The 16,528-nt window shown below is 45.5% G+C and carries 14 protein-coding genes; 10 read left to right on the forward strand and 4 right to left on the reverse strand.

Features of this window, described 5'->3' with window-relative positions:
- The first annotated feature begins 341 nt into the window (after positions 1-341).
- From GJB59_RS10670 to cydC, 4 genes are all read left to right on the forward strand, one after another.
- Positions 342-1,073 (forward strand): hypothetical protein, encoded by a 732-nt coding sequence (locus GJB59_RS10670; RefSeq protein WP_142827350.1) that lies wholly within the window; start codon positions 342-344, stop codon positions 1,071-1,073.
- Between the two features lie 111 nt (positions 1,074-1,184).
- Positions 1,185-1,355, forward strand: coding sequence for a hypothetical protein (locus tag GJB59_RS10675; protein ID WP_185960014.1), 171 nt, complete (start codon positions 1,185-1,187; stop codon positions 1,353-1,355).
- A 178-nt stretch (positions 1,356-1,533) separates the two neighbouring features.
- Positions 1,534-3,258 carry a thiol reductant ABC exporter subunit CydD gene (gene cydD / locus GJB59_RS10680; protein ID WP_142827349.1) on the forward strand — a complete coding sequence of 575 codons (1,725 nt, stop codon included), beginning with the start codon at positions 1,534-1,536 and terminating at the stop codon, positions 3,256-3,258.
- Positions 3,255-4,961 (forward strand): thiol reductant ABC exporter subunit CydC, encoded by a 1,707-nt coding sequence (cydC, locus tag GJB59_RS10685; RefSeq protein ID WP_142827348.1) that lies wholly within the window; start codon positions 3,255-3,257, stop codon positions 4,959-4,961. Before cydD ends, cydC begins: the two co-directional genes overlap by 4 nt.
- Before the next feature lie 369 nt (positions 4,962-5,330).
- On the opposite strand, the gene GJB59_RS10690 is transcribed toward cydC, so the two are convergent.
- Complete coding sequence (locus GJB59_RS10690; RefSeq protein WP_142827347.1) at positions 5,331-5,561, reverse strand: hypothetical protein; 231 nt, start codon at positions 5,559-5,561, stop codon at positions 5,331-5,333.
- A gap of 207 nt (positions 5,562-5,768) precedes the next feature.
- Between GJB59_RS10690 and desA the strand changes: the two genes are divergently transcribed.
- The 3 genes from desA to GJB59_RS10705 all read left to right on the forward strand — a co-directional run bounded on the left by desA (position 5,769) and on the right by GJB59_RS10705 (position 8,615).
- A complete protein-coding gene (gene desA, locus GJB59_RS10695) occupies positions 5,769-6,788 on the forward strand; it encodes a Delta(5) desaturase DesA (protein ID WP_142827346.1) in 1,020 nt (339 codons plus the stop codon).
- Positions 6,789-6,882: 94 nt separating this feature from the next.
- The gene (locus GJB59_RS10700; RefSeq protein WP_142827345.1) at positions 6,883-8,019 is read left to right on the forward strand and encodes a sensor histidine kinase; all 1,137 of its coding nucleotides are present in this window, start codon (positions 6,883-6,885) and stop codon (positions 8,017-8,019) included.
- On the forward strand, positions 8,016-8,615 hold the full coding sequence (locus GJB59_RS10705) for a response regulator transcription factor (protein ID WP_142827344.1): 600 nt from the start codon (positions 8,016-8,018) through the stop codon (positions 8,613-8,615). The genes GJB59_RS10700 and GJB59_RS10705 overlap by 4 nt, the downstream gene beginning before the upstream one ends.
- Before the next feature lie 42 nt (positions 8,616-8,657).
- Here GJB59_RS10705 and GJB59_RS10710 read toward each other — a convergent pair whose 3' ends face one another.
- Positions 8,658-9,020 (reverse strand): DUF2188 domain-containing protein, encoded by a 363-nt coding sequence (locus GJB59_RS10710; protein ID WP_142827343.1) that lies wholly within the window; start codon positions 9,018-9,020, stop codon positions 8,658-8,660.
- A 111-nt stretch (positions 9,021-9,131) separates the two neighbouring features.
- On the opposite strand from GJB59_RS10710, the gene putP reads away from it, so the two are divergent.
- The gene (gene putP, locus GJB59_RS10715) at positions 9,132-10,652 is read left to right on the forward strand and encodes a sodium/proline symporter PutP (RefSeq protein WP_142827342.1); all 1,521 of its coding nucleotides are present in this window, start codon (positions 9,132-9,134) and stop codon (positions 10,650-10,652) included.
- A gap of 68 nt (positions 10,653-10,720) precedes the next feature.
- Here the strand turns inward: putP and GJB59_RS10720 are convergent, their stop codons facing one another.
- The gene (locus GJB59_RS10720) at positions 10,721-12,271 is read right to left on the reverse strand and encodes a BCCT family transporter (RefSeq protein WP_142827341.1); all 1,551 of its coding nucleotides are present in this window, start codon (positions 12,269-12,271) and stop codon (positions 10,721-10,723) included.
- Positions 12,272-12,469: 198 nt separating this feature from the next.
- Between GJB59_RS10720 and GJB59_RS10725 the strand changes: the two genes are divergently transcribed.
- Together GJB59_RS10725 and hflX are read left to right on the forward strand one after the other, a co-directional pair.
- On the forward strand, positions 12,470-13,183 hold the full coding sequence (locus GJB59_RS10725; protein WP_142827340.1) for a VOC family protein: 714 nt from the start codon (positions 12,470-12,472) through the stop codon (positions 13,181-13,183).
- Positions 13,184-13,261: 78 nt separating this feature from the next.
- Positions 13,262-14,533: a GTPase HflX gene (gene hflX, locus GJB59_RS10730; protein WP_142827339.1), complete on the forward strand. Its 1,272-nt coding sequence runs from the start codon at positions 13,262-13,264 to the stop codon at positions 14,531-14,533.
- Between the two features lie 93 nt (positions 14,534-14,626).
- Here hflX and GJB59_RS10735 read toward each other — a convergent pair whose 3' ends face one another.
- Positions 14,627-16,345: an ABC transporter ATP-binding protein gene (locus tag GJB59_RS10735; RefSeq protein WP_142827338.1), complete on the reverse strand. Its 1,719-nt coding sequence runs from the start codon at positions 16,343-16,345 to the stop codon at positions 14,627-14,629.
- Between the last annotated feature and the right edge of the window lie 183 nt (positions 16,346-16,528).

A 16,528-nucleotide genomic window follows, 5' to 3' on the forward strand; every position in this document is an offset into this window, starting at 1 on the left:
CTTTGAATTTCATAAATACTCTTTTGTCTACAAGCTCAAGCGTCTCCTGGACGCTTTTTTCTTTTTGCATCTTTTATAGAAGAAACAGCTGCAGATCCCTAGTTTGTTTACACGAGTTCGGCTAAGGGGAGACAATTAGTAAAGAGGGTTATCTCACATATTAGGGTATCCGATTTTGAAATATTCATATATAAGTTAAACTAATAATTTCGGCTGCTGGTATTCCGCAAATCAGTTTCGCTATCCTGCAGGAGCACTGGCCTTGCTCTGTCCAAAGCAGCCGAAGCGATGGGTAAAGCTGTTTTTTCGTTCAACTTATATAGATAGAAAGGAGAAAACGGATGCTTGGTCTAAGCTTTATTTTTGCCATTGGATTTGTATTGATTCATCTTTTCTCAAAACGTTTAAAGTTGTTGAAAGTGTTGCCGCGCAGCCGGTTTCTTTCAGTTGCCGGCGGTATATCAGTCGCTTATGTCTTTTTGCATCTATTGCCTGAACTCAGTATTTTCCAGGACGAACTGCAGGGAGAGCTCGAAAATAGCGGTCTGCAGTTTCTGGAAAACCATATATACGTGATCGCGATGGCCGGATTGGTCATTTTTTATGCTTTAGAGCACTCAGTCAAGACTTCCAAGAAAAAGAACAAGCATGCAGATCAGCCGAAAGCTGCAACGGGGGTTTTCTGGGTGCATATTGTTGCCTTCGCATTATACAACTCAGTGATTGGTTATTTGCTTGTCAGAGAAGAATACGGGGACCCTTTAGGGATGTTTTTATTCTTCATTGCAATGGGGGTACATTTCATAACCAATGACAAGGGTTTGCGCGCGACCCATCAGGAAGAATATGATCGGTATGGCAGATGGCTGCTTGCCGCAGCTATCCTTGTGGGGTGGGGAACCGGAGCTTTTGCGGATGTTCATGAATGGATTATTTCAGTGCTCACAGCTTTCCTGGCAGGGGGCGTTATTTTAAACGTCCTAAAAGAAGAACTTCCAGAAGAAAGAGAGAGCAGTTTGGTGTCCTTTTGTGTCGGATTAACGACTTACTCTATTTTATTGTTATTTTTATGAAATAAAATCTTCTTTAAGGTGGTAAAATGCTGTTTTCTTGGTATAATAGACTTATTACTATAGGTAATAAGGCGCTAATTATAAAATAGCTTACCTAAGAGGGTGTTTGCAGTGATCACAGAAGAAGAGCTCGCCTTTTTCGAATATGAACTGATTAAGCTAATGGCCGAATACCGAAGATGTACGGATCAGTCCGTGAAACTGAAAATACAAGAAGATATGGTTTGGTTAAAGTCGGCCATTTTTTCAATAAACTCTTATGAACAATCAATCGAAAATTAATGATTTCAACCCTGGAGGCCAAATGCCTGCAGGGTTTTTAAGTGCGGAAGAAAAGGATGAATTTGTGAACAACACTGTAACAAAGCTTTGGATAAATGCGGCTGCCATGGGCACCTGACGGGGGTTTCAGTATCGTATGCTTTATAATGAGAAGAGGTAAAGCGAAGGAGAGAATGGCATGAACGACTTAAAACAGCTGGCATTCCAACGGAAAAACATTATGGCCTTTCTGGCGGCGGCATCGCTTTTAAAAGGGATTGCCACAATTGGACAAGCCTTATTTTTCGTATTCATTGCAGATCGTGTTTTTCTTCAGAATGCTGCATTCGAAAGCCTGCTGCCACTGTTTGGCGGCTTGTTCGCGGCAATTTTGCTGCGTGTAATGGCCGGTTACGCAATTGGCAGAGCGGGTGTCAATCTGGCCGCTGACGTAAAAAATGAGTTTCGAACCAACTTGATAAAGTCATTTGCTGAAAATCCGCTGCTGTCTGCAGCTCAAGGGCAGTCTGGCCAAAAGGTCAGCCTATTGATGGATGCGGTGGATGAAGTAGATGGCTTTTTCAGTAAATACATTCCACAAATGATCCAAACTTATATCATTCCACTCCTGTTATTGGTGGTTATTTTCACTCAAAACTGGACCACCGGTGTGATCATTTTAATCACGGCGCCGTTCATCCCAGTTTTCATGGCCATGGTCGGAAAAGGGACGAAGAAAAAAGCCGATGAAAAAATGGAGCAGCTCAACCGGTTTTCCGGTACTTTTTTGGATATTTTGCAGGGATTGTCCACGCTCAAATTATTCGGACAGGCTGAAAAGCAGCAAAAAGCCATCCGCAAAAGCAGTTTAAGCTTCCGTGATTCAACGATGGAAGTATTGAAATCCGCGTTTTTATCATCGTTGATGCTGGAGTATATTTCCATGCTTAGCATTGGTATTGTTGCACTGGAAATTGGTCTGCGCCTTGTTGTGTTTGACAGCATCAGCTTTTTCACTGCGTTTTTCATTTTGATTTTAGTACCGGATTTCTTTAATTTGCTGAAAGATTTCGGGAGTGCTTTCCATACAGCACGCGGCAGCGTATCAGCAGCCAAACAATTGGGTGCTGAACTCGAAAAAAAACATTCGCCATTAACTTGGGGCAATGAGGCTGTTGCACCTGAGCCCCCGCATCTGTCTTTGGAAGGCTTGTCTTTTCAATATGGCGAAGGCTTTGAACTCGCACCGTTTAATGGAGAAATTCCCCCTTACAGCCAGGTGGCGATTGTCGGCAAAAGCGGTTCCGGAAAAACGACATTTATGCATTTATTGGCTGGGTTATTGCCGCAAAGCCAGGGCCATCTGATGATCAACGGAGTTCCACGTGAAACCGTCAGTGAAAAGTCTTGGTTTGACCAGTTGAGCTATATATCCCAAAATCCGTATCTTTTTGCTGGCACTATCCGTGAAAATATGGAGATCGGTGCCAACCGGCAAGTCAATGATAAAGAAGTGCTGGCAGCTGCTGAAAAAGCAGGGATTGCAGAAATGATTTCAACGCTTGAACAAGGATTTGAAACGCTAGTCGGGGAAGCCGGACGTGGATTATCCGGTGGAGAGAAACAGCGAATTGCGCTGGCTCGCGCATTCTTGAAGAAACCGTCGCTCATTTTATTTGATGAACCGACAACTGGACTGGATCTGCGGACCGAACAAATCCTGCAAGCTTCGCTTCGTGAGCTGCAAAAAACATCCACGGTCATCACGGTTGCTCACCGCCTGCATACGATAAAAAATGCGGATATAATTTTCTTTCTGGAAAACGGCAAACTGGAAGCAGCTGGAAGCCATGATGAACTTCTGCAAAATTACGGTCCCTATAAAGAAATGCTTGCAGTACAGCAGGGAGGCGGCGTGCGATGAATGAATTAAAGCATGTATTGAGATTGACATTGATTGAGAAGAAGGATGTTGCCATTGCCATTTTTTTTGGATTTATAGCGGGCGCAGCGAGTGTGGCATTGATGGGTTCAAGCGGCTATTTAATTTCTAAAGCTGCCTTGACTTCTCACATGACGACGCTTGTTGTGATGGCGGCCTGCCTGAAATTATTCGGTTTTATTTCGGCGTTAAGCCGCTACGGAGAACGTTTGTATTCCCACCGGGCAACGTTCACTATGCTCAGCCATTTGAGAGTATCCTTTTTTGATCGTCTGGCGCCGCTCGCCCCTGGAATATTCGGCAAGTATCGGAGTGGGGATTTATTGTCTCGAATTGTTGGAGACGTCGAAAGCCTGCAAAATTTCCTGCTGCGTGTTTTCTATCCACCGGTTGTATTAGGCATTGTTTTTTTAAGCACTATTTTCTTCAGCTCATTTTTCTCCATGGGAATTGCTGCTGTGATGTTCATCGGGATGCTGCTGACGGTTATCGTGGTTCCGGCTCTTTTTTCGATTAGAAAACGCCGGACAGATGGACAAACGAGAGCCAAGCGAGGAAGTTTGGCTATTGAAGCGACAGAATTCCTTTATGGTTTTCGGGATTTGAAAATTCACCAGCAGCTCAATGCCAAAGAACAGCAGCTGGCAAATGATGCAGTCCAATATAATGAGAGCCAGCGAAAAGAGGGGTTGGAGGAAAACCTGGCCCAGTCCATCAACTCCATGGTGGCTTTGCTGGTATCATTTTTCGTATTGGGTGTCGGCGCGTATTTTGTTGCAGCGGGTGAACTGAACGGTTTGTATTTGGCTATGCTCGTTATGATATCCATTGCTGCCTTCGAAAACGTAGCCCCGATGGCCGCTTTCCCAGCATATTTTGAAGAAAGCCGAAAAGCCGCAGTTCGGTTAGAAGAAATTGTTGCAGAACCTGCTGCGCCGCGAGGAACGGAACAGCTTCCGGAAGGCCCGCTCGATATAAAGCTTACGAGAGCTAGCTTTAGCTATCCTGGAGAAAAAAAAGCAGCGGTCGATGATGTTTCACTCCATTTGAAGCCAGGCACAAAAACCGCAATTGTCGGACCCAGCGGATCTGGCAAATCGACGCTTATGCAATTGCTGCTGAACGTCTTTCCGCTGGATCATGGGCAATTATCAATTGGTGGAATGCCTGCCGAAAAGCTTCAACAGGAATCCATCTGGCAGAAAATGAACGTAGTGCTTCAAGAAAATCATTTTTTCTATGGCACGGTGCGCAGCAATCTGCTAATTGCAGATCCGGAAGCAAGTGATGAAAAAATGGAACGGGCATTAGCTAAAGTTCAGTTGGAACTGTTTCCGCTGTCGATGGCGGTGGAGGAAAAAGGGCAGAACTTGTCTGGCGGCCAAAAACAGCGGCTCGCCATTGCACGTGCTCTCCTCAAAGGCAAATCACTATGGCTTCTCGATGAACCGGTATCGTCAGTAGACAGCCTGACCGGCCAAGCCATTTACGAGGAACTTTTCCAGCAAGGCAAAGGGGACATATTCGTTGCGATCAGCCATGACTTGGCAGGCCTTGAAAAAATGGATCAGATTATCGTAATGGAAAACGGCAGAATCGTAGAAAGTGGATCCTACCAGGAACTAATGGAAAGAAAATCACATTTCCACCAATTAAAACAAGTGGAAAACAGTGTATTTGCTTAGAAAAGCGGAAGCGCCCGTGCAGGTCCGACGGGCATAAGGCAGATCAGCGAAGTGGCGGTTTTTGCCACGCAGCTGGGATGACTTATGACCCGAGGATCTGGGCGCTGGAGTCTGGACAAAGAAAAGCGTAAGCGCCCGTGCAGGTCCGACGGGCATAAGACGCTCCGGCGAAGCGGCGTTTCTTCAGCCGCACAGCCGGAGTGGCTTATGACCCTAGGATCTGGGCGCTGGAGTCTAGACAATAAGGAAAAGCGTAAGCAGCCGGTTAGCCCCGACAAGCGCTGGAAGCCTTACCAGTAATGGCGTCNAGAAAAGCGAAAACACCAAAAAGACCCGTACACAATCCAGTGACGGGTCTTTTTCCTGTTCTTATTTCAGCAGGAGATGTTCATCTTTTTTTGCATCTTCCAACTTCAGCTGCTCCAGTTCGAGACGCATTTTCTGTGTTTCGATAACAAAATTATCATGCTTCAGCTTTTCGAGCTCCAATTCAGTTTCAATCATCTTGTGCTTTAACTTTGTCTGCGTTTGGAGGTGTGCGGTGATAATGCCGGCAAGTGGTATCGAAAACACCATGATGACGGCTACAAGACCGGTCATATGCCTCACTCCGTTCTGATTTTTCTGATTACTATCAGTATACACATATCACTTGTAATTTTAAAGAAGTAGTTTTTCCGAAATACATGACAACTGTCATATAGAAATATAGACGTTTGTGTCTTATGGCCAGACCCATTACCCTTTATGATTAGGTTAATAAGTTATTCGGACCGAAAAAGTCCGTTCGAGGAGGAAGTTGAAGACATGAGCAGAGAAAAAACAGCGCAGTTACGCAAATTTGTCGCCCCTTTCGAAAAGGCGGATGTCAAAGCAAGTGTAAGACAAATAGCAAATACAATTCCACCTTTTATATTGGCATGGTTCTTGGCTTACCAAGCACTTGATGTCTCAATCTGGTTGACCATTGCGTTATCAGCAGTAGCCGCCGCATTCGTTATCCGCACATTCATCATTTTCCATGATTGCACGCACGGATCGTTTTTCAAGAATAAAAAAGCAAATGCAATTGTCGGTACTATCACAGGCATCATGACACTTTTCGCTTATGAAAAGTGGAAACGCGAGCACTCGATTCACCATGCTTCAAGTGGTAATCTTGATAAGCGCGGAGTCGGCGATATTTGGGTGATGACTATCGAAGAATATGTAGAAGCTTCAAAATGGGAACGTTTCAAATACCGCATGTACCGCAATCCTTTGGTCATGTTCGGAATTGGACCTCTCTTCCTTGTATTAATCTCAAGCCGCTTCAATCGTAAAGATGCACGCAAAAAAGAGCGCAACAACACGTACTTGATCAATTTTTCGCTAGTTGCCATCTACTCTCTTTTGATTTGGGTAATCGGCTGGCAGGCATTCTTGATCGTTCAAGGAACAACGATGTTTATTGCCGGAGCATTCGGTATTTGGTTGTTCTACGTTCAGCATACATTTGAAGATTCGTATTTCGAAGACGAAAACGAGTGGGATTATGTTAAAGCAGCGGTAGAAGGAAGCTCGTATTACCAGCTTCCAAAAGTATTGCAGTGGGTAACAGGCAACATCGGTTTCCACCACGTGCATCACTTGAGTCCGCGTGTTCCTAACTACAACTTGGAGAAAGCACATGTGTCTACTCCACCGCTTCAACAGGCAACAACGATCAACATCAAATCCAGCCTTAAGTCATTGCGCTACAAATTGTATGATGCACCAAATAAAACATTCGTTACATTTGGGGATATCAAACACTTGCTGGGCAATTCGAAAACGGTTGAGCAATAAATACAAGCAAAAAGCCATTCTTAGCGGAATGGTTTTTTCTTTTGCCTATTTTTTGCTATGATGAAACTACTATAGAAAGAGAGCGGAGGATCATATGCATAGCTGGTATCAAATATTTCCTAAAAATCCTTGGCTTAGCCTATATGCTTGGGTGATCTTTTGTATTTTACCGTTTTTCTTTATTTTCCGATCTTCTTTAATGCCTGAGATTATTTTCGGCATTTTGCTTTTGCTGCTGTTCTTCATTGCATATCGTCTTTCTTTTAATTCAAGAACCGGCTTTGTCTATGTTTGGGTGAGCTTTGAAATGGCGATCAATATCGGGATGATCCTGTTGTTCGGCTATGTCTATTTATCAATTTTCGTTGCCTTTTTCATTGGGAACTTGCGCAGCAAAGTCGGTTTTTTCATAATTTATGGCCTTCATATCGGAACAACGATTGCGGCTGTCGTATTTGGCTTTTTTGAACACAGTGAATTATATGTTTCTCAGCTGCCGTTTATCGTGCTCAGTGTATTGGGGGTAATTCTTTTGCCTTTTAATACTTATAACCGCAACAAACGGGAAAAACTGGAAGGTCAGCTGGAAGATGCCAATAAGCGGATATCTCAACTTGTCATCATTGAAGAGCGTGAAAGGATTGCACGTGACCTTCACGATACACTGGGGCAGAAATTGTCATTGATCGGTTTGAAAAGTGATTTGGCAGGCAAACTAATTTACCGGAATCCAGAATCTGCTTTAAATGAAATCAATGATGTCCGGCAGACAGCCCGTACTGCTTTAAAGGAAGTCAGAGAGCTGGTCTCAAATATGCGCGGCACCAAACTGGATGAAGAATTGCTGCGCATTCAGCAAATTTTAAGTGCTGCAGAAATCGATTTTGTGTTTTACGGTTCACCGCAGCTGACCAATACACCGCTCTTGGTGGAGAATGTCTTGAGCATGTGTCTGAAAGAGGCTGTGACAAACGTTGTCAAACATAGCGATGCTTCGCGCTGCAGCGTGTTGATCAAGCAAAACCCTGAAGAGATTTTGGTGCAGGTACAGGATGACGGCAAAGGATTCCCTGAAGGAAATACTTCCTTGAAGGGGAACGGGCTGGCAGGGATGCGCGAACGTTTGGAATTTGTGAACGGCTCAGTCGATATTAAAGAAATGGATGGCACTACACTGAATATCCGGGTGCCGAATGTAATTTTGTATAGTTCAAAGGAGGCGGTGAAATGATTCGAATCGTATTAGCAGAAGATCAGCGGATGATGCTGGGAGCTTTAGGTTCGTTATTGGATTTGGAAGAGGATATGGAAGTGATCGGCAAAGCGGCAAATGGAGAAGAGGTAATAGAGCTTGTAGAAAAGCTGCAGCCTGATATTTGCATCATGGACATCGAAATGCCATTAAAAAGTGGTTTGGATGCTGCAGAAATTCTGAAAGAACATCCTTGCAAAATCATTATTCTGACCACATTCGCACGTTCAGGCTATTTTGAGCGCGCAAGAAAAGCGGGAGTCAGCGGATATTTGCTGAAAGACAGCCCAAGTGAAGACCTTGCTACATCCATACGGACAATAATCGATGGGCGCCGTATTTATGCTCCAGAGCTTGTGGATTTGGCCTATGCTGACGAAAACCCATTGACCGAACGGGAAAGCCAAGTTATGGAATTGATCGCCGAAGGGCGCAGCACGAAAGAAATTGCCAAAGAACTGTTTATCACAACAGGGACGGTTCGAAATTATATTTCAACCATTTTGGACAAGCTCGAGGTCGGGAACCGGATTGAAGCCATATCCCGTTTCAAAGAAAAAGGCTGGTTCAAATAAAACGCTGCTGTCGGCTGACAGCGGCGTTTTATTGTTTGGGAGTTATTCATAAAGTGTGTCGGAAAGGAAATCATCTTCGTTGTAAATGTGGAGTTCTCCATGATTTTTATTAACGTAGCGTTTGGCTTCGCCCATCAGGCTATCCTTTGTTTCTTCGATCAGGATGGCTTTTTTGCTGTCCTTTTTCTTTAGTTGCCACCCTTCGTCATGTTTTCTGATCTCGTAGATCGGCCGCTCTTCGTCTCCCGTTACACTTTGTTTTGCACGGTCCAAAGCAATAGGGATGGCGCGGCCTTCCTCATAGCTATCACGAAGCAGTGCATTGGCAATTTCAATGGCTTTGCTGCGGACTGCATTGTCCAAGTTTTTAAACGAATCCGGATAATCATTTTTGCTCCATGGCATCATAATCTCCTCCTTGAGATTCTTTTCCCCGATTGGAAGGGCAGTAAAACCGAAAATGGGACTTTTAAAAAGTGTCAATAATGTTACACTGTTAACCAAGGAGGGGATAAAATGACAGATACTACATATCAAATCATTGCTTTAGCTATTTATCTTGCAGCCATGCTCTTTATCGGCTGGTATGCTTATCGAAAAACTGCCGATTTATCCGACTACATGCTCGGTGGGAGGGGTCTTGGGCCAGCAGTTGCAGCACTCAGTGCCGGTGCATCGGATATGTCCGGATGGCTTTTGCTCGGTTTGCCTGGTGCTATTTACCTCGGAGGATTGGTTGAGGTATGGATCGCCATTGGACTGACAGTGGGTGCCTTTTTAAACTGGTACTTTGTTGCGCCGCGCTTGCGGATTTATTCATTCGTCACGAGCGACTCGATTACCATTCCAAGTTTTCTTGAGAACCGCTTAAAAGATAAATCACGGTTGTTAAGAATTGTATCGGGAATTATTATCTTGATCTTTTTCACGTTCTACGTATCTTCCGGAATGGTTGCTTCTGGATTATTCTTCCAGAGCTCGTTCGGAATGGACTATCATTTAGGCCTTGTTTTAGGGTCGATTGTTGTTGTAGCCTATACGCTGTTCGGCGGATTTTTGGCTGTCAGCTATACGGATTTTGTTCAAGGCATCATGATGGTGCTGGCATTGATCGCAGTTCCGGCAGTTGGGATTTTTGCTACAGGCGGATTTGGCGAAACAGCTGCCAGTATTCGTGAAGTAGATCCGAACATGATGAGCCTTGTTTCTGGAGCTTCTACAATCGGAGTTATCTCCGCCGTAGCTTGGGGTCTTGGTTATTTTGGCCAACCGCATATCATCGTTCGTTTTATGGCAATTAAAACTTTAAAGGAAGTTCGCGTAGCTCGCCGTATCGGCATGGGCTGGATGATTTTCAGTCTTCTTGGAGCAACGGCAACAGCACTTGTCGGAATTGCTTACTTCCAACAAAATCCTTCAGCAACTTTAGTGGATCCAGAATCGGTCTTTCTTGACTTGAGCCAGATCCTGTTCCATCCATTTATTGCTGGATTTGTATTGGCAGCTGTTCTGGCAGCTGTTATGAGTACGATTTCTTCTCAGCTGCTGGTCAGTTCATCTGCATTGATTGAAGATCTGTACAAGATTGCTTTCAAGAAAGAAGCATCGCCGAAAGGCTATGTGAATTTGAGCCGTATTGCTGTAGCGGTTATTGCCATAATTGCTGCATATCTTGCATGGGAGCAGAATAACACTATTTTGGGTCTGGTCGCTTATGCGTGGGCAGGATTTGGTGCCGCTTTCGGACCAATCATTCTACTGTCTCTATTCTGGCGCAAGCTTACTTCAAAAGGTGCTTTGGCAGGAATGATTGTTGGTGCTGTAACAGTTATCGTGTGGGATTTGATTGGTACTGCTGCAGACGAACCTGGAGCAACTGCAACAACGAATTTCATCGGCAGTGTCTACGAAATCATTCCAGGTTTCTTCCTGTGCCTGCTTGTTACATGGCTTGTCAGCCTTGTAACTTATAAACCGGATGCACAAATTGATAAAGAATTTGATGAAACGGTTCGATTGATCAACGAAGACAAATAACACTCTAAACAAAAAGGCGAACGGCCCTTCCAAATGGAAGGGCCGTTCGCCTTTTTTCATTGATTCGGTTATTTGTTGCGCTGCTTGCGGGCTTCCTGTTCCATGCGCTTGAATCGCTGCAATTCGGATTTTCGAATTGGCGGTGATTCTGTGCGAATGATTTTAGTGAAGGACCAAAGCATCAATACGAGCAGTACGGTAAACGGCAGAGCCGATATGAGAGAAGCTGTTTGAAGAGCTTCCAGTCCGCCTGCATACAGCAGGACTGCAGCAATTGCAGACATCAGAATACCCCAAACAATTTTAAACGCTGTTGGCGGATTCAAACTTCCGTAGCTGGTCATTGAAGCCAGGATGTAAGTAGCTGAGTCAGCAGAAGTCACCAAGAAAGTGAAAATCAGCAGAATGGCAAGAACCGACATAATGGTCGTCAACGGCAGCACTCCGAAAGTCTGGAACAGAGCAGATGTCAGGTCATTATCTACTGCTTCAGCAATTCCAGTACCCTGGTTGATATCATACCAAAGTGCTGTTCCGCCAAAGACTGCAATCCACAGGCAGGCGATAGCCGGGGGAATGACGAGTACGCCCATTACGAATTCGCGGATCGTCCGTCCTCTTGAGACACGTGCGACAAATGCACCAACGAATGGAGACCAGGCGATTGCCCAAGCCCAATAGAAGATCGTCCATCCTTGCACCCATTCGCCATCTGCATAAGGTTCAAGGCGCAGGCTATAGGACACAAAGTTGGTGATGTAATCGCCCATTGCCAATGTAAAGGTCTCCATGATGAAGACAGTCGGTCCGGCAATAAAGACAAATACCATCAGTACCAAAGCGAGTCCAAGGTTCAAATTGCTTAAGTACGCAATTCCTTTTTTCAGTCCGGTTGAAGAAGATAAAGTATAGGCCGCAAACATGACAGCAATAATGCCAAGCTGTATCGGGAAGGCGTTATCGATACCGAATACGGCATTCAGTCCGCCATTCATTTGAAGAACGCCCAGTCCAAGGGATGTGGCAATTCCCATAACGGTCGCGATGACGGCAAGCGAATCGATCGAGTGTTTGATCAACGGCTTGCTGCCGAGCACCGGCTCAAGAGCTGTAGAAACCAGTCCCGGTTTCTTTTTTCGGAATTGGAGAAAGCCGATGACGAGGCCGACAATGGCAAATACCGACCATTGGCTGATGCCCCAGTGGAAAAACGAGTAGCCCATAGCGATTTTCGCAGCTTCGGGTGTTTGTGCTTCATCGCCGAAAGGGGTGGTGAAAAAGTGGCTCATCGGTTCAGCTACGCCCCAGAACACAAGGCCAGCTCCGAAGCCGGCAGAAAACAGCATGCCGATCCAAGTAAAGAAGGGGAATTCCGGACGGTCGCTGTCAGCTCCAAGCCGAATGCCGCCATATTTGGATAATGCGATGATAATCAGGAAGAGGGTAATGACAAAGACAGCCAGCAAGTAAAACCAGCCAAAGTTCAAGGTAGTGAAACTGAATAAGCTCCCCGCCACTTCCCCGAACTGAACTGGGGTCGCCGCGCCTAAAATAACCAGTATAAGAATAACGGCGGCGGATACTATAAATACGGGATTTTTCAACATTTTTTTATCCATCGTGACCTCCTATAAGTTTTTCTATAGTTTACCCTACCGAACATGCGGGACAAAAACCACCCATTATAGTAAAAAAATCAAACTTTCTGTCAAAATCAGTAGTTTCCTTCTGTCGGATTTTTTACTTTTTGCCGCTTAAAGGAGACTGGACAAAAGATGGCGAACGGTATAGCATGACAAAAAATTGTGAGGTGCTTTATGAAGTTGGATCATATTGTTCATTTCGTCCGCAAAAATCCGCAGGAAGCTGCAACCTTTTGGGGGGAACAAGGATTTTATGCGGCTGTTGGAGGGCAGCATATAAACTGGGGAACGCATAATGCGCTTTTGTATGTAAAGGACTGCTATATCGAATGGCTGTCAGTCGAGAAAGAGCAAGTTGCTGCTCAGGCTGATCATCCGTTGACCCGGCAGCTGCTGTATGACCAAGTGGGGTTTGGAACGGTTTGCTTGCGCACTGACAATATCGAGTCAGTAAACGATGACTTAAAAGGCCGCGGATTCACCACGTCAGGAGTTCTGGATGCCGAACGCCGGACAGGAGCCGGACAGCTGATCAAATGGAAAATGCTGTTCATTAGAGAAGAGGCATCAGCCGGGCTGCCTTCCCCATTCTTCATTGAATGGCAGGAAACGGACCAGGAGCGATACGAGAACCTTATGGGAAATGGTGCTATTCAAGAATCAAATAAAGAACTGTCAATTGAACGCTGTGTATTTGGGGTATGGAATCCAGAGGAAGCCGCGCGCGCATGGCAAAAACTTCTGGGCGGCAGCCTGGAACTTGAAAACTGCCGCATCGAATTCAGAAAAACCGATCTTCCGAAAGAGCGTCTTGAGGAAGTTCATTTTGCACAGGGTGTAAATAAGGTCGAATTCGAACAAGGGCAGTACTGGCTGCCCCGGCTGTAGTGGGGCGTCAGAAGAACTGTGGTAAAATAGAGAAATCGAATGGGAATTTTCCTTTCCTGAACTAGGAGGACATGATAAATGGATGAATTACAAGAAAAAGCGGTCATTGTCGGTGTCCAGCTTCAAAAAGATCTTCATTTCGCATACGGAATGGAAGAATTGCATAATTTAGCAGAAGCCTGCAATGTGGAAGTGGCCGGTGAAATCACACAAAACCTGGATCGCATCAATCCGTCGCATTACGTCGGTAGCGGTAAAGTGGAAGAAATAAAAGCCTTCTATGAAGAGGCAGATGCAAATTTAGTAATCTTCAATGATGAGCTGTCGCCATCGCAGATCCGGAATCTGGAAGAAGACCTGGAATGCAAAGTGATTGATCGGACCATGCTGATTCTCGATATTTTCTCGCGGCGTGCAAAAACTCGTGAAGCACAAGTCCAGGTCGAGCTGGCACAGCTCCAATACATGCTGCCGCGTTTAATTGGCCTGCGTGCGTCGCTTGGCCGCCAAGGCGGGAGCAGCAGCGGAGGCGTGGCCAACCGCGGAGCCGGTGAAACCAAGCTGGAGCTGGATCGCCGGAAAATTGAAGAACAGATTTCGAAACTGCACAAAGAACTTGAGCATATTAAAGACCAACGCGTCACACAGCGAAAACAGCGTACGAAAAAGGGGATGCCCGTCGTCTCGCTGGTCGGCTATACGAACGCCGGAAAGTCGACAATCATGAACGGCTTGTTGGAGAAAACCGGACAAAATGAGGAGAAGCAGGTGTTTGAAAAAGACATGCTGTTCGCAACACTCGAAACCTCTGTCCGCCAGATCCGCCTGGAAGACAATAAAAGCTTCCTGCTGACAGATACTGTCGGCTTTGTCAGCAAACTGCCGCATCACTTGGTAAAAGCGTTCCGTTCCACACTGGAGGAAGCGCGAAATGCGGACTTACTATTGCACGTAGTGGATGTTTCCAACGAAGAACACCGCTACATGATGGAAGTGACAAATTTGACTTTGCAGGCTGTTGGAGTGGAGAATGTGCCAACGCTGTATGTTTACAATAAATCAGATCTTGCAGGCGTCCGTTATCCTGCAGTAACCGGAGATGGCGTGTGGATTGCCGCAAAAGAAGGCAAGGGACTCGACGAATTGCTGGAAGTCGTCAGGAAAAGAATTTTCGCAGATTACGTCACATGCCGGATGGTCATCCCATTCGATCGCGGCGACATTGTCGCTTATTTGAATGAACAAGCCAGTATTCTTGAAACGGAATACGAAGAAGAAGGCACTGTGCTGAAAGTAGAATTGAGCCACGAAGATTACGATCGCTACCAGGAATTTGTCGTCGGCAGCTAAAAAGAAAAGGCGCATCTCATTTTTCATGAGATGCGCCTTTTTTGTCTGCTCCTAAACTACTCTGCTTATATAACCGTCCCAATTCAAATGATCTTATTGCTGAAACTGAATGCGGTGGAGGTTGGCGAAAATGCCGTTACTTTCCAACAGCTCGCTATAGCCGCCCTGCTCTGCAATCCCGTCTTCTGTTACAACGATGACGCGATCGGCATCGCGTATTGTAGCGAGGCGATGAGCGATTATTAAGGTTGTGCGGTTTTCCGCAAGCTCGGCTAAAGCTTCTTGGATGACCCGCTCTGTTTGCGTATCTAGTGCAGATGTCGCTTCATCCAGAATGAGAATCGGCGGATTTTTCAGGAACATGCGGGCAATAGCCAGGCGCTGTTTTTGGCCGCCGGACAATTTCAATCCGCGTTCCCCGATCTGTGTGTCGTAGCCTTGCGGCAATTTCATCACAAAATCCTCCAAATGCGCTTTTTTGGCAGCTGCTAAAATTTCGTCTTCGCTGGCGTTTCTTTTTCCGTAAGCAATGTTTTCACGGATTGTTCCCGTAAACAGGAAGACATCCTGCTGGACAATGCCGATTTGCGAACGCAGTGAATGCTTTGTCATATCCCGGATATCCATACCATCAATGGAGATGCTACCTTCCTGGATATCATAGAATCTAGGGATCAATGAACAGATGGTCGTTTTCCCGGCGCCTGAAGGACCGACAAACGCAACAGTTTCTCCGGCACGCAAGTTCAAATCAATGCCTGACAACACAGGTTTGTTGTCATCGTAGCCGAAATGAACATCTTCGAATTTAATATTGCCGGTTAAGCTTCCGACTGCGACCGCGCCTTTTCGGTCATTGATGTCAGGCGCCTGCTCGATCAGTTCACGGAAGCGGCTAAAGCCGGCCATGCCTTTCGGATAAAGCTCAAGCAATGCACTGATTTTATCAATCGGCTTGATCAATACGTTCAGGAAAAGAACGAAACTGACAAGCTCACCGTAGGATAATTCGCCCTGGAAGTTGAGCCATGCTCCGTAAACAAGGACGACTAAAGTCAAAAGGCGGGTCATCATGTAGATGCTTGAATGTGTTGCCGCCATTACTTTATAAGCAATCAGCTTGGCGTGGCGGAAACGGTCGTTGTCTGTTTTGAAGCGCTCAATTTCAAACTCTTCGTTTGTAAACGACTGAACAACGCGCGCGCCTGAAACACTGTCTTCTACACGGCCATTTACGTCCGCAATTTTCCCGTACATGCTGCCCCATGCCTGGTTCATCTTGATGTTGCAGAACGTGATGAGCCAAACCAGGAATGGAATGACGATCAGCGTGACAAGGGCCAGTTTCGGGTTGATCCAGAACATGATGCCGAATGCTCCGAAAAACGTCATGATGGCGATAAAGAAATCTTCCGGGCCATGGTGGGCAAGTTCGCCGATGTCGAACAGGTCATTGGTGACACGGCTCATGATATGGCCGGTTTTGGTGTTATCAAAGAACCGGAAAGACTGCCGCTGAACGTGGGTGAACAGCTCTTCCCTCATATCTGTTTCAATGTTGATGCCCAGTTTATGTCCCAAATAACTGACAATGTACTGCAAAAACGTACTTAACAGGAAAACTGCCAACAGCAGGAAACTGATTGTGGTGATGGTGCCCCAATTACCGCTCGGCAGCAGGTCGTCGATAAACCATTGGACAGCGACGGGAAACGCAAGTTCCAGAATTGCTACAAGGACGGCACTGGAAAAATCAATAATAAACAGCCGTTTGTGCGGCTTATAGTAGCTGAAAAAATGTTTTAATCTCAAAGAATCCACCTCATTTTTTTTCTCACAAGGAAAAGTATAATCTAAGTTGAAGAAATAAACGAATAGAATTTGGGTAAACAAGGAATATGAAACTTTTTCCAATGTTTTTCGTAGAATTAAGAAGACTCATCTCAATGAGTTTATAATCTCGTTGAGCGCTGAAAAAGAACAGTAACCAACACG

The sequence above is a fragment of the Planococcus soli genome (genome assembly GCF_016881065.1).
Lineage (GTDB): Bacteria > Bacillota > Bacilli > Bacillales_A > Planococcaceae > Planococcus > Planococcus soli.